Origin of the sequence: Pseudomonas paraveronii, from assembly GCF_963681955.1 — a bacterium.
Classification (GTDB): Bacteria; Pseudomonadota; Gammaproteobacteria; order Pseudomonadales; family Pseudomonadaceae; genus Aquipseudomonas; species Aquipseudomonas paraveronii.
The window spans coordinates 1,969,143-1,981,391 of sequence record NZ_OY817130.1 but is presented as its reverse complement, the minus strand read 5'-3'; the positions used below and the strand labels follow the sequence as shown (position 1 = coordinate 1,981,391).

At 59.7% G+C, this 12,249-nt stretch carries 17 protein-coding genes; 6 read left to right on the top strand and 11 right to left on the bottom strand.

Features of this window, described 5'->3' with window-relative positions:
* Positions 1–28: 28 nt before the first annotated feature.
* On the top strand, positions 29–448 hold the full coding sequence (locus U5A08_RS09065) for an organic hydroperoxide resistance protein (protein ID WP_010211852.1): 420 nt from the start codon (positions 29–31) through the stop codon (positions 446–448).
* A gap of 105 nt (positions 449–553) precedes the next feature.
* Here the strand turns inward: U5A08_RS09065 and U5A08_RS09060 are convergent, their stop codons facing one another.
* Together U5A08_RS09060 and earP are read right to left on the bottom strand one after the other, a co-directional pair.
* Positions 554–1,126 (bottom strand): elongation factor P, encoded by a 573-nt coding sequence (locus tag U5A08_RS09060; protein WP_247401685.1) that lies wholly within the window; start codon positions 1,124–1,126, stop codon positions 554–556.
* Between the two features lie 49 nt (positions 1,127–1,175).
* Complete coding sequence (gene earP, locus U5A08_RS09055; RefSeq protein ID WP_321851245.1) at positions 1,176–2,309, bottom strand: elongation factor P maturation arginine rhamnosyltransferase EarP; 1,134 nt, start codon at positions 2,307–2,309, stop codon at positions 1,176–1,178.
* A gap of 132 nt (positions 2,310–2,441) precedes the next feature.
* Between earP and U5A08_RS09050 the strand changes: the two genes are divergently transcribed.
* Together U5A08_RS09050 and U5A08_RS09045 are read left to right on the top strand one after the other, a co-directional pair.
* On the top strand, positions 2,442–2,810 hold the full coding sequence (locus tag U5A08_RS09050) for a hypothetical protein (RefSeq protein ID WP_276197176.1): 369 nt from the start codon (positions 2,442–2,444) through the stop codon (positions 2,808–2,810).
* 12 nt (positions 2,811–2,822) lie between these two features.
* Complete coding sequence (locus U5A08_RS09045) at positions 2,823–3,311, top strand: GreA/GreB family elongation factor (RefSeq protein ID WP_253394312.1); 489 nt, start codon at positions 2,823–2,825, stop codon at positions 3,309–3,311.
* 5 nt (positions 3,312–3,316) lie between these two features.
* On the opposite strand, the gene cysB is transcribed toward U5A08_RS09045, so the two are convergent.
* The 5 genes from cysB to U5A08_RS09020 form a co-directional block, all read right to left on the bottom strand.
* Positions 3,317–4,291, bottom strand: a complete 975-nt coding sequence (cysB, locus tag U5A08_RS09040; RefSeq protein WP_017849520.1) for an HTH-type transcriptional regulator CysB — start codon at positions 4,289–4,291, stop codon at positions 3,317–3,319.
* A 104-nt stretch (positions 4,292–4,395) separates the two neighbouring features.
* Positions 4,396–4,896 (bottom strand): universal stress protein, encoded by a 501-nt coding sequence (locus tag U5A08_RS09035; RefSeq protein WP_253394310.1) that lies wholly within the window; start codon positions 4,894–4,896, stop codon positions 4,396–4,398.
* A 70-nt stretch (positions 4,897–4,966) separates the two neighbouring features.
* On the bottom strand, positions 4,967–5,884 hold the full coding sequence (locus tag U5A08_RS09030; RefSeq protein ID WP_247401690.1) for a 5'-nucleotidase: 918 nt from the start codon (positions 5,882–5,884) through the stop codon (positions 4,967–4,969).
* A gap of 15 nt (positions 5,885–5,899) precedes the next feature.
* Positions 5,900–6,853: a putative 2-dehydropantoate 2-reductase gene (locus U5A08_RS09025; protein ID WP_253394308.1), complete on the bottom strand. Its 954-nt coding sequence runs from the start codon at positions 6,851–6,853 to the stop codon at positions 5,900–5,902.
* Positions 6,850–7,236, bottom strand: a complete 387-nt coding sequence (locus U5A08_RS09020; RefSeq protein ID WP_321851244.1) for a YbbN family protein — start codon at positions 7,234–7,236, stop codon at positions 6,850–6,852. Before U5A08_RS09020 ends, U5A08_RS09025 begins: the two co-directional genes overlap by 4 nt.
* Here U5A08_RS09020 and U5A08_RS09015 point away from each other — a divergent pair.
* On the top strand, positions 7,235–7,669 hold the full coding sequence (locus U5A08_RS09015; protein ID WP_253394304.1) for a PilZ domain-containing protein: 435 nt from the start codon (positions 7,235–7,237) through the stop codon (positions 7,667–7,669). The genes U5A08_RS09020 and U5A08_RS09015 overlap by 2 nt on opposite strands.
* Positions 7,670–7,800: 131 nt before the next feature.
* Positions 7,801–8,877, top strand: a complete 1,077-nt coding sequence (locus U5A08_RS09010) for a 3-deoxy-7-phosphoheptulonate synthase (RefSeq protein ID WP_247401696.1) — start codon at positions 7,801–7,803, stop codon at positions 8,875–8,877.
* A 64-nt stretch (positions 8,878–8,941) separates the two neighbouring features.
* On the opposite strand, the gene U5A08_RS09005 is transcribed toward U5A08_RS09010, so the two are convergent.
* Complete coding sequence (locus U5A08_RS09005) at positions 8,942–9,223, bottom strand: GNAT family N-acetyltransferase (RefSeq protein WP_003189869.1); 282 nt, start codon at positions 9,221–9,223, stop codon at positions 8,942–8,944.
* A 612-nt stretch (positions 9,224–9,835) separates the two neighbouring features.
* On the opposite strand from U5A08_RS09005, the gene U5A08_RS09000 reads away from it, so the two are divergent.
* Positions 9,836–10,087, top strand: coding sequence for an Lpp/OprI family alanine-zipper lipoprotein (locus U5A08_RS09000; RefSeq protein ID WP_247401697.1), 252 nt, complete (start codon positions 9,836–9,838; stop codon positions 10,085–10,087).
* A 139-nt stretch (positions 10,088–10,226) separates the two neighbouring features.
* On the opposite strand, the gene U5A08_RS08995 is transcribed toward U5A08_RS09000, so the two are convergent.
* From U5A08_RS08995 to U5A08_RS08985, 3 genes are all read right to left on the bottom strand, one after another.
* Entirely contained in the window at positions 10,227–11,195 is a 969-nt protein-coding gene (locus tag U5A08_RS08995) for a L,D-transpeptidase family protein (RefSeq protein ID WP_253394302.1), read from the bottom strand.
* An 86-nt stretch (positions 11,196–11,281) separates the two neighbouring features.
* Positions 11,282–11,575 (bottom strand): hypothetical protein, encoded by a 294-nt coding sequence (locus U5A08_RS08990; protein ID WP_253394300.1) that lies wholly within the window; start codon positions 11,573–11,575, stop codon positions 11,282–11,284.
* A 58-nt stretch (positions 11,576–11,633) separates the two neighbouring features.
* Entirely contained in the window at positions 11,634–12,239 is a 606-nt protein-coding gene (locus tag U5A08_RS08985) for an arylesterase (RefSeq protein ID WP_321851238.1), read from the bottom strand.
* Positions 12,240–12,249: the final 10 nt, after the last annotated feature.

The window sequence follows — 12,249 nt, the reverse complement described above, 5'->3', positions numbered from 1 at the left end:
TAGCGCAAAACACCAAGAGGACAACACCATGCAAACGCTCTATACCGCAGTAGCCACCGCCACCGGCGGCCGTGATGGTCGTGCCGTTTCCAACGACAACATCCTCGACGTCAAACTCTCCACCCCCAAGGAACTCGGCGGCGCTGGCGGTCAGGCCACTAACCCGGAACAACTGTTCGCCGCCGGCTACTCGGCCTGCTTTATCGGCGCACTGAAATTCGTCGCCAGCCAGACCAAACGCAAAATCCCGGATGATGCGTCGATCACTGCCCATGTCGGCATCGGTCAAATCCCCGGCGGCTTCGGTCTGGATATCGACCTGCATATCAGCCTGCCGGGCCTGGCCCAGGATGATGCGCAAAGCCTGGTCGACGCCGCCCACCAAGTCTGCCCGTACTCAAACGCCACCCGTGGCAACGTCGATGTGCGTCTGCACGTCACCGTCTGACCCGTACTGCTGATGATGCTGAAGCCACACCTGAAGTGACAACTAAACGCCCACGAAAAAGCCCGACTCAAGGTCGGGCTTTTTTTCGTATCGGAGGGGCCAGAATTACTTCTTGGCGCGACCTTTGTACGAACCACCTTCACGGGTGTCGATCTCGATCATGTCGTCGATTTCGATGAAATCGGCCACTTGCAGTTCGGTACCGTTAGCCAGCTTGGCAGGCTTCATGACTTTGCCCGAAGTGTCGCCGCGAGCGGAACCTTCGGTGTAGGCAACCTTACGCACGATAGTGGTCGGCAGCTCTACGGAAACCAGGCGGTCTTCGAAGAAAATAGCTTCGCAGACGTCGTCCATACCTTCTTCAACGAACGGCAGAACGGCTTCGATATCTTCAGCGTTCAGCTCGTACATGGTGTAGTCAGTGGTGTCCATGAACGTATAAGCGTCGCCGCTGATGAAGGACAGGGTCGCTTCTTTACGGTCGAGGATCACGTCGTCCAGCTTGTCATCGGCGCTGTAAACGGTTTCGGTCTTGTAACCAGTCAGCAGGTTTTTCAGCTTGGTCTTCATGATCGCGCTGTTACGGCCCGACTTGGTGAACTCAGCTTTCTGAACCAACCAAGGGTCGTTGTCGATACGGATTACCATACCGGGTTTCAGTTCTTTACCAGTTTTCATTGCAGATATCCGAAATTTGGATGGGGTTTACAAAAATCAAGGTCGCGTATCATATCCAACTTTCATAAAACTGTACCAGCGCCGTCGCAAGATCCGCCTGCAAGGCCTGTTCCAGACACCATGTTTCGGCGTGTGCAGCCACTTCCGGCCAGTGTTCCAGCAGCTTTTTCCACGGCTGGGCCATATCGCCCTCGGTGTTCCAGGCCTGCCAAAGCGCCACCACTGCGGCTTTTGCCGCCGGCGAGAGGGCTGCGGTGTACAGCTCCAGAAAGGCGTCGAGCTTGTCCAGATGGATGTCTTCGTCCTGGCGATAGATGTGCCACAGCAACGGGCGCCCGGCCCATTGGGCGCGCACGAACGAGTCTTCGCCGCGCACGGCGTTGAACTCGCAACACCACAGCAGGCGGTCATATTGCTCCTGGCGCACGAACGGCAGCACCTGCACGGTGAGGCCGTCGCGCCGGTGTATATCGCCAGCCGCCAGCCGATCCACGCCGAGCCAGCGCTGCATGTCGCCGAGGATGCGCCCTTCCGGCACCAGCAGATGAGTGGCGCGCCCGTCCGTCGCCAACACGTCCAGCCAACCGGCAAGCGCGGCATTTTCGTAGGCGAACAGCGACATCAACCGCGCACCGGCTGCGGGAAATACGCCCAGGCTTTGCAGGAATTGTTGCTGTGCGCGCGCATCCTGTTGAAACGCCTGGCGCTGTTGCAGCAACCCCGCCTCACGCAACAGGCCACCGGTGCCCGACCGAAAGCCGGGGAAAAAGAAGTACTTCTGCACGCCCTTGAACTTCACCGACGGCAGGCGATGACACCCCACCACCCAGTCTTCGGCACTCAGGTAGTCCAGGTTCATCCACAACGGCGCACGCTCGCACGCGGCCATCGCCTCCATGTACTCAGGCGGCAACTGGCAGGCAAACGCGGCGATCACCACATCCGCCGATGGCGTGGCCGACCACTGCGCCGGCCAATGGCGCACGTCGACGCCCTCTTGCCATTGCTGCTCCCGTTGCACATCAATCTGCGGGCACATGCGCTCGAAGGCCCGCAGGTCATCGACCCACAAACGCACGTCACAAGCGTGCTCCACCACCAATTGCCGGGCCAGGCGCCAAGTCACGCCAATGTCGCCGTAGTTGTCGACGACGCTGCAAAAAATATCCCAGCGGGCTTTCATTCCGGGCTCCAACGCTCAAAGGCTCGATTGTCCGCATAAATGCCCCGATGCAGAAGGCTTGATCGCGATTATTCTGCACGGTGGCTGTGCGACAATCGCCGCCACGTCGTAAATGCCTGCCAGGAGACCGCCATGTCTGACCGCCCGCTGTCGCTGTTCAAGCTCTGTCTCGCCATCGCCCTGGGCGTGTGGCTGGGGTTTATCGCCATTGCGCTGACCACCTGGCTGGCGTCTCGCTATCTGTTCCCGCAAAGCCTGGCGCCCGTCGCCCAGGCCGTTCAACAACTCGGCAAACCCACGCCGGTTGCACCGGAACCGCCGAACCGCATGTTTGAGCAGTATCAAGAGAACCTGCGCAAGCAGGAACAACAGCAAACCCTGGATCAGGCCCGCAACAACGCGCGCAACCTGTCCAACCCCAAATGCCAGTTCTGGCTGCAACAGGACCAGAACGCGCCCAATGAAAAGAGCCGGGCGAATGTCCTGCAATTTTGCGAATGATCAAACCCAACCATGAATAAACACGCCGTCCTCCAGTTGATCCTGGAAAAACTCAGCGTCGACCTCGACATCGCCCAACGCGCCGCGCAAACCGCCTACGAAACCGCGACCCACGAAGAAAACATCGCGGAAAACAAATACGACACCCTCGGGCTGGAAGCGTCTTACCTGGCGGCCGGGCAAGCCAAGCGGGTGGAGGAAATCAAGCAGTCACTGACGCTGTGCCAGAACCTGCAACTGCAACTGCGTGCATACGATGCGCAACGGGGCATAGAAGTCGGCGCGCTAGTAGGCCTGGAAGACGAAAACGGTCGCCAGCAATGGTTGTTCCTGGCGCCGGATGCTGCGGGCTTGAAAGTGGAGGTGGTGGGGCAACCGGTCACCGTCATCACCCCGCGCTCGCCCCTGGGCAACAGCCTGCTGGGCAAGTTCGACGGTGATGAGGTGGAGATTCTAGTGGCGGGCGCCCGGCAACACTTTACGGTTACCGAGGCCAAATAAACCACTCAGTGGACGGGCAGTTCTACGCCGTCGAACAACTCTTCCAGTTCCTGCTTGTTGTGGCACTGGATCGCCTTGGCCATGACTTCGCGCGTCAGGTGCGGGGCGAATTTCTCGATGAAGTCGCACATGAAACCACGCAGGAACGTGCCGCGACGGAAACCGATCTTGGTCACACTGGACTCGAACAACTCGCTGGCGTCGAGCACGACCAAGTCTTTATCGAGTTGGGTGTCGACCGCCATCTTGGCGACGATTCCCACGCCCAGGCCCAGGCGAACGTAAGTCTTGATCACGTCGGCGTCGGCTGCGGTGAACACCACTTTCGGTGTGAGACCACGATGGCTGAAGGCTTCGTCGAGCTTGGAGCGGCCGGTAAAACCGAACACATAAGTCACGATCGGGTATTCCGCCAGGGCTTCCAGGGTCAGCTTCGGCAGCTTGGCCAGTGGGTGACCTTGGGGCACCACCACACAACGGTTCCAGCGATAGCACGGCATCATCACCAGGTCGCCGAATAACTCCAGGGCCTCAGTCGCAATCGCGAAGTCGACGGTGCCGTCGGCAGCCATTTCAGCGATCTGCATCGGCGAACCCTGGTGCATGTGCAGGGCCACATCCGGGTATTGCTTGATGAAGTCGCGGATCACCGGCGGCAACGCATAGCGGGCCTGGGTGTGGGTGGTGGCGATCGACAGGGTGCCCTTCTTCTCGTTGGAGAATTCCTGGGCGATCTGCTTGATGCTCTCGACTTTGCGCAGGATCTCGCCGGCGGTGGTGATGATGCGTTCACCGGCCGGGGTGACGCGGGTCAGGTGCTTGCCGCTGCGGGCGAACACTTCGACACCCAGCTCGTCTTCGAGCAGGCGGATCTGCTTGCTGATACCCGGTTGCGAGGTGTAGAGGCTTTGAGCGGTAGCGGAAACGTTGAGATCGTGGTGCGCCACTTCCCAGATGTAGCGCAGTTGTTGAAGCTTCATATGTGTCCCTCAAAGCAGATAGACGCCACGGGTATCAGCGACGGTATATAACTATATTAAAGGTTAGACAGATAAATCTAGAACTTTTTATCTACCCTTTCCCTTCACACGTCATCACTGCGTTGACGTTGTAACGACGGCACCAGGTAAACCGGCACCGGAGACAGCTGCAACACCCGTGCAGCGGTGCGCCCAAGGGGGGTGGCCGCGGCAGTTGCGTGGCTGTGACTGCCTACGATCAACAGATCCACGGAAAGTTTACGCAGTTGGTCGAGAATCACCTCGCACGGGTCACCCTGGATCACCCGCACCGAGTGGATCAATTGCAAGTCTTGCGCGCCGTCCCCCAGTTCCTCGCGAAAACTGTCGAGCACCCGCTGCTCGATCGTCGCCATCACCGTATTCAGGCCCTGGCTCTGCCATTCGTTCAGGGCCTTTTCATCAAGGTAGCTCTGCAACACCGATTCGGCGAACAGGCCCATGGGTTCGACCACATGAACCACCGACAGCTCAGCCTTGAACGTTCGCGCCAGCGCCAGCGCATGTTGCATCACATAAGGCGCATACAGACCGAGGTCCGTGGCATACAGCATCGACCGGATCATAAAACCTCCTGGACAGCCAGGATGGCGGAGATTGAATGAGCTTAGCAGCGCCTCGGGGAGTTTGACTGACTTAGCTCGACGTCTGAATCTTCACCTCATTACTGATGCCATGGGGCACATGCCCGGTGGCCACCACCTCCCTGGCTTTCTCGCAATGGCCAGCCTGGTCATCGAAAAAAACATCGGCGGCAAACGCCTCCAGGAACGCGGATTTTTCCAGGCCGCCGAGGAACAACGACTCGTCCAGGCGGATATCCCACTCGCGCAAGGTGCGAATCACCCGCTCGTGGGACGGCGCCGACCGCGCCGTGACCAGCGCGGTGCGAATCGGGCATGCCTCGTCCGGGAACTCACGCTGCAACAAGTTAAGCGCCGCGAGGAAGCCCTTGAAAGGGCCGCCATGCAACGGCTGGCGTGCCGATTCGCGCTCGCTGGCCTGGAACGCTTCCAGCCCACCCAGTTGATAAACGCGCTCCGATTCGTCGGAAAACAACACCGCATCGCCATCAAATGCGATCCGCAGTTCCTCGCTCGATGCCCTGCGCGCGCCGCCTGACAGAATCGTCGCGGCAGCAAACCCGGCATCGAGCGCACTGCGCACATCTTCAGCATGGGTCGAAAGGAACAGATGGCACCCAAACGCCGCCAAATAAGGATATGGACTACGCCCTCCTACGAAAGCGGCGCGGGAAATGTCCAGGCCGTAATGCTGGATCGAATTAAACACGCGCAGGCCGGTGTCAGCACTGTTGCGCGATACCAGCACCACCTCGACCCGGGCCCGGCCCAGGCTGGCGTTGAGGCTCAGCAGCTTCTTGACCAGCGGGAAGGCATCGCCCGGTTCGAGCGTTTCTTCTTCGTGCTCGATCTGGTATTTGCGGTAGGCCTCCACGCCTTGGGCCAGGTAGACCTTGTGGCTGTCACTCAAGTCGAACAGCGCCCGCGATGAAATCGCCAGTACCAGCTTGTCGCCCAATCCCTTTGCCATGGTGGTTCCCCCCAATCAGCGGTTATGCCGATCAATAAAACTCAAGGCCTGATACAACGCCTGCATTCGCGGCAACTCGCAGCCGGCGGCCTTGGCGGCGGCGAGTGGGCGGGCGTAGATCGCCGCCAGTTCCAGCGGGCGTTTATGGATATGGTCGTGGTACATGCTGGGCAGGTAGTCGTCCATGGTTTCGGTCATGGCAAACATCTGCTCGGCATAGCTGGCCGGGATGTCGTGGCCACAGGCGTGGGCGCCCTTCACCACTTCGGCCATCAGCGCCTGGATCAGTTCGCGGCTGGACTCATCCGCCATCATCGCTGTGGTGCCGCAGCCCAACAGTACGGAGAGACCGTTGTAAGGCACGTTCCACACCAGCTTGTGCCAGCGCGCCTGGTGTACGTTGGCCATGGCCTGGGACTCGATGCCGGCCTGATGAAACAACGCGGCGCCCGCTTCGACAATCGCCTTCTGGCGCGCTTCGTCGTTGGCGGCGGTGCCGCTGTGATAACCCAGGTTGACCCGCCCCAACGCCTGATGCTCGACGACGCCGGGGGCAGAACGGTGTACGCCGATATAGCACAGCCCGCCGAGCAGATGCAGGGACGCCGGCAGGTGTTCACGCAGGCTGTCTTCGACGTCGAGACCATTTTGCAGCAACACCACCTTGGCGTCGGGCGCCGCGACCTGGGCGATGGTCGGGGCCAGGTCGACATTGCCCGTGGATTTGGTGCCCACCAGCAGCCAGTCGCACGGTGGCATGTCGGCCGCGCGGGCGTAGGCCTGCACCGGGTTCAGATGCAAAGTGCCATGCACGCGACTGTTGACGCGCAGGCCGCGCTCACTGACCGCTGCATATTCGCTGCGCAACAGGAAATGCACGTCGAAGCCGGCACGCGCCAGCATCAGGCCGTAGAAACCACCGATGGCGCCGGTGCCGATAATGCCAATGCGTGGCGACAATGCTGTCATGGCAAATCCTCTGGAGTACGGGTAAGCGCTTGATGAATAGCGTCGGTAAGGTCGGAAGGCGTAAGGCGTGTCTGTATTTGCCCAAGGAATTGACCCTCGCACACCACGAACAACGCCGGCAAATGAAAGACCTGATAGCGTTCCACCGCACCGCCGTTGTGCCCGGCATCCACCCAGCACAGCCGATCCACCGGCAAATGCCAGCTCGGTAGTTGCTGATGCGCCCAACGGCAACTGGAACAGCCCACGCTGGTGAACACCACGAGCGAAATGCCTGGTAATCCCAGCAGTTGCTGGTCAATATCCAGGTCGGTCAATGCCTGTTCCTTCACTATACTGCTGCCACCGCCGTCGACTGGACGGTGCTCGGAGTCCGTGTACATGGGTCGTTTTTTACCTCATCCTGATGATGTCGCTGCCCTATTGATCCAACGTCCCTCCCCTCCCATTCCCCGCCAACGCCTGCACACTATCGGCCTGGGCGGCATCGCCTGCAATTGCCCGCGTGCCTGGCGCCAAGGTACGGCGGTTGATCTGCATATCCCATCCCTGGGCGCCGGGGCCCGCTATCCGGGCTATGTGGCATGGTGCCGCAAGGTGGAAAACGGCTATCGTGTCGGCATCTCGTTCACCGATGAACATGCGTTGTTCGGCGCACGCATGGGTGAGCAAGCATGCCGGATAGAGCGTTACTGCCGCCAGCACGAAGACGCCGAGTCGACGCCCGCGCAGTTCGAAACCATGGCCCGCGAGTGGGTGGCGCGGCATGCCGGTGAGTTCTCCCATGAGGCGTTTGTGGCGCCAGCGCTGGATTAAAGCGGGCTTTGCCCATTGTCGCGGGCCGGTATTACGCGCTAAGGTTCCTCCCCCCTGCATTCAAATCATGCTGTGCTCCGCCGCACGGGAATGGCTGGCGGCCGGCACCCGTGACCCTGACGAGTAACACGATGGCTGATTTACCGATCAACGACCTGAACGTCGAATCCAACGAGACCCTGATCACGCCCGATCAGCTCAAGCGCGAAATCCCCCTGAGCGACGCTGCACTGCAGACCGTCACCAAGGGTCGCGAAGTCATTCGTGACATTCTCGACGGTACCGACCACCGCCTCTTCGTGGTAATCGGGCCGTGCTCGATCCACGACCTCAAGGCGGCCCACGAATACGCCGAGCGCCTCAAGGCGCTGGCCGAAGAAGTGTCCGACACCTTGTATCTGGTCATGCGCGTCTATTTCGAGAAGCCGCGCACCACCGTGGGCTGGAAGGGCCTGATCAACGACCCGTACCTGGACGACTCGTTCAAGATCCAGGACGGCTTGCACATCGGTCGCAAGCTGCTGCTGGACCTGGCCGAAATGGGCCTGCCCACCGCCACCGAAGCCCTCGACCCGATCTCCCCGCAGTACCTGCAGGACCTGATCAGTTGGTCGGCCATCGGCGCGCGCACCACCGAATCGCAAACCCACCGCGAAATGGCGTCGGGCTTGTCCTCGGCCGTGGGCTTCAAGAACGGCACCGACGGCGGCCTGACCGTGGCGATCAACGCGCTGCAATCAGTCTCCAGCCCTCATCGCTTCCTGGGTATCAACCAGGAAGGCGGCGTGTCCATCGTCACCACCAAGGGCAATGCCTACGGTCACGTGGTATTGCGCGGCGGCAACGGCAAGCCCAACTATGACTCCGTCAGCGTTGCGCTGTGCGAACAGGCGCTGAACAAGGCCAAGATCAAGCCGAACATCATGGTCGACTGCAGCCACGCCAACTCCAACAAGGACCCGGCCCTGCAGCCGCTGGTGATGGAAAACGTCGCCAACCAGATCCTGGAAGGCAACCAGTCGATCATCGGCCTGATGGTCGAGAGCCACCTGAACTGGGGCTGCCAGGCGATTCCAAAAAACCTGGCCGATTTGCAGTATGGCGTGTCGATCACCGATGCCTGCATCGACTGGTCGACCACCGAGACCACCCTGCGCAGCATGCACGCCAAGCTCAAGGACGTATTGCCCCTACGCAAACGTACCTGATCCTGATCTGCGCACACAAAAACGCCGGGCTAAGCCCGGCGTTTTTCATGCTGCTGTTCACGCCTTACAGCTTGGCGGCATGGCGCTGGTGGCGCTCCATGTAGCGTTCGACGTAAGAGCATGACGGGATCACCGTGTAGCCGGCCTCTTCGGCAAACTTCAAGGCTTCCTCGGTCAATGCGGCCGCAATACCACGGCCTCGCAGTGCGTTGGGCACGAAAGTCCGATAGATGTCCAAGGTCTGTTTCCCGAGGTCCATATACGTCAGGTAGGCACGATGACCGTCCACATTGGTCTCGAACTGATGACCAGCCTGGTCATGGTGGATGGACAACGCCTCGCTCATCACTACTCCTCGCGGGTCTTGGATTCTGACCCCTACCTTACCGATGTTTTTCCGGCGAAGGAACATCTACGCCACCCCGTGCCGGTTTCGACAACGAGAAAACCTTGAGCGCTCACAACCAGCACGTAGAGAATAGTAGGCAGCAATCCTGAAATTGCTCAAGACGCACTCGTCCTCCCGGGGCGCTGGCGGATATAGAAAGGGCCTCGATCAATCGCTGACCGAAAGCCTGAACATTGCCGGCAGTTGAAGCTTGAGACGAACTGGCGCTGTTAAAGTCACCTCTACATGCGCAAAAGATGCAGGGTTTGGCAAAGTCAACCTGTACAAAAGTGTTAGCCCAGATATATAGATTTTCATCTATTTACAAGGCTTGACACATGCGGGCCGGCCCTTTCAGGCAGGGTCCAATCTTCAGCAGACTGCAAAAAACCGAACACTTTTTATACAATCCTCCCAAAGATTAGCGAAAATAGATTCGGCACAGAATTTTTTTTTGCTTCTTGCGCTAGGTCAGTTTACTTACTACAAGTAATGAGTAGTATGTACGCCGGCTATTAGCTCACTCTGAGATAACAGCTATCTAATTGAAATTCCTTGAAGGGGAACACGATGAACAACGTTCTGAAATTCTCTGCTATCGCCCTGGCCGCAGTTCTGGCTACCGGTTGCAGCAGCGTCTCCAAAGAAACCGAAGCTCGTCTGACTGCAACTGAAGACGCAGCAGCTCGCTCCCAGGCTCGTGCAGACGAAGCCTACCGTAAAGCTGATGAAGCTCTGGCTGCTGCTCAAAAAGCACAACAGACTGCTGACGAAGCTAACGAGCGCGCTCTGCGCATGCTTGAAAAAGCTAGCAAGAAGTAATAATCCTTCGGGATTGTTATCAAGCCGATCCATTTTTGGATCGGCTTTTTTATTGCCTGAATTTCGCGAGTCCTGCGGGAGCGGGCAATAAAAAACCCGCCGCGGCGCAAGGCCGAGGCGGGCTTTGGATCACGCAGGCTTACTGCAGCAGGTCGATCGGCGTACTCGACACCATCGGCGCCGCGCCCGGCACACCGATTTCAGTCGGCAGGCCATCTTCGGCAGCCACCACGTCACGCACCTGATCCCAATTCACCCGCAGATGATTGGCCAGGTCTTCACGCTTGAGCAGGGCGTTGATCACTGCCGTGTGCTTGTCGACCACCGAGGGGGTGCCGTCATCGTTCAGAGGCGTATGCGCTTCCAGGTAAACCTTGCCACCACTGTTACCGAACTTGTAGGCATCATTGATGATGCGCACCGACGTCCCCACCGGCACCATACTGGCCATTTCCAGCACGTTATTGTTGAACATGCGGAAGCAGCCGTGGCTGGTACGCGTGCCGATGCCGAACTTCTTGTTGGAACCGTGGATCAGGTAACCCGGCGTGCCCAACGAGAACTTGAACGGCCCCAAAGGGTTGTCCGGGCCAGCAGGGACGACATTAGGCAACGGGTCGCCCTCAGCGGCATGCTCAGCCTTGATCGAGGCTGGCGGGGTCCAGGTCGGGTTCGGCGTTTTCGCGACAATGGTGGTATGGGCGACCGGCGAGCCCCAGCCCTCACGACCAATCCCCAGCGGGAAGGTGTAGACCACGTTCTGGCCCTTGGGGAAATAGTAGAGCCGGTACTCGGCAAGGTTGATCACGATGCCTTCGCGGGGGCCTGGCGGCAGGATAAACCGCGTCGGCAAAACGATCTCGGTGCCAGCGCCCGGCAACCAGGCATCGACGCCCGGGTTGGCGGCGACCATCTCCGAGTAGCCCAGGTCGTAGGTGGTGCCCAGGTCGGCAAAGGTGTCTTCGTACTTGGCCTTGATCACCTGGACCTGGCCAACGACGTCTTCACCCGGTGGCGGCAAGGGCAATTGCAAGGCTGCTGCGGAACCCGCCGCACACAGGGCGGCAAGAGACAGGCAGCAGGTGACGACGGAAAGGCGCGACAACATCCGAAAAATCCTTCGCAGAACAACGTGTAGGTAAAAAACGATTGTATACGTGAAGCGGGCTTCTAGCTGCAAGCTCGTAGCCCCCCTTACAACTCGAAGCGCAGCTCCGGCCAGATCGGCGGCGTGCCACGCTTTTGCGACTCCAGAATGGCACGGCACAGGGGGCACAGGCGCTGGTCCTGGAAGAGCGAGCGGTCCACCGCCGACCAGCGTGGCTGAGCCGGCAACAACGTGCCACAGAGCGTGCGATCGATCGTGCCGCCCAGCTCCAATTGACGCGTGACCAGGTGCACCCGGACTTCCTGGCAGGCGAACAGATCCAGCTGTTCGTCCGGCTCGATCAGTTGGTAATTAAACAGGGACCAGGCAGGACGCGACATCGAGGGCTCCAAATCGGGGGGGCGCCACCTTAGCCGAAAGCCTGCCGGTAGAAAAGCGTCATAACAGCGGTTTTAGCGTCGGCCAGACATTTTCCAGCAACTTGCCCTGGGCGCCGACCGCAGGATGCAGTTGATCGGCCTGCATCAGCTCGGGATGACCGCCCACGCCTTCGAGGAAAAACGGCACCAACGGCACGCTCTTCTCCTTGGCCAGCGCCGCGTAGACCCCGGCAAACGCCGTGGTGTATTTCGGACCGTAGTTAGGCGGCAACTGCATGCCCAGCAGCAGCACCTTGGCGCCTGCCGCCTGGGACTGCTCGATCATCGATGCAAGATTTTGTTTCAATTGCGCCGGCGGCTGTCCGCGCAGGCCGTCATTGCCGCCCAGCTCGATAATCACCAAGCCTGGCTTATGCTCTGCAAGCGCCGCCGGCAGTCGCGCGAGGCCTCCGGCACTGGTGTCGCCACTGATGGACGCGTTGACCACTTCATCGTCGAAACCTTCGTGCTTGAGCCGCTGTCCCAGCAAGGCTACCCACCCTTTGCTGGTATCCAGTCCGAAACCGGCACTGATACTATCGCCAACGATCAGGACCGTACCCGCCGCTGCGTTCTGGGCCATGCACGTCAAGGCCAGGCCAGCACTCAAAAACCACATTCGCATCGGATTCTCC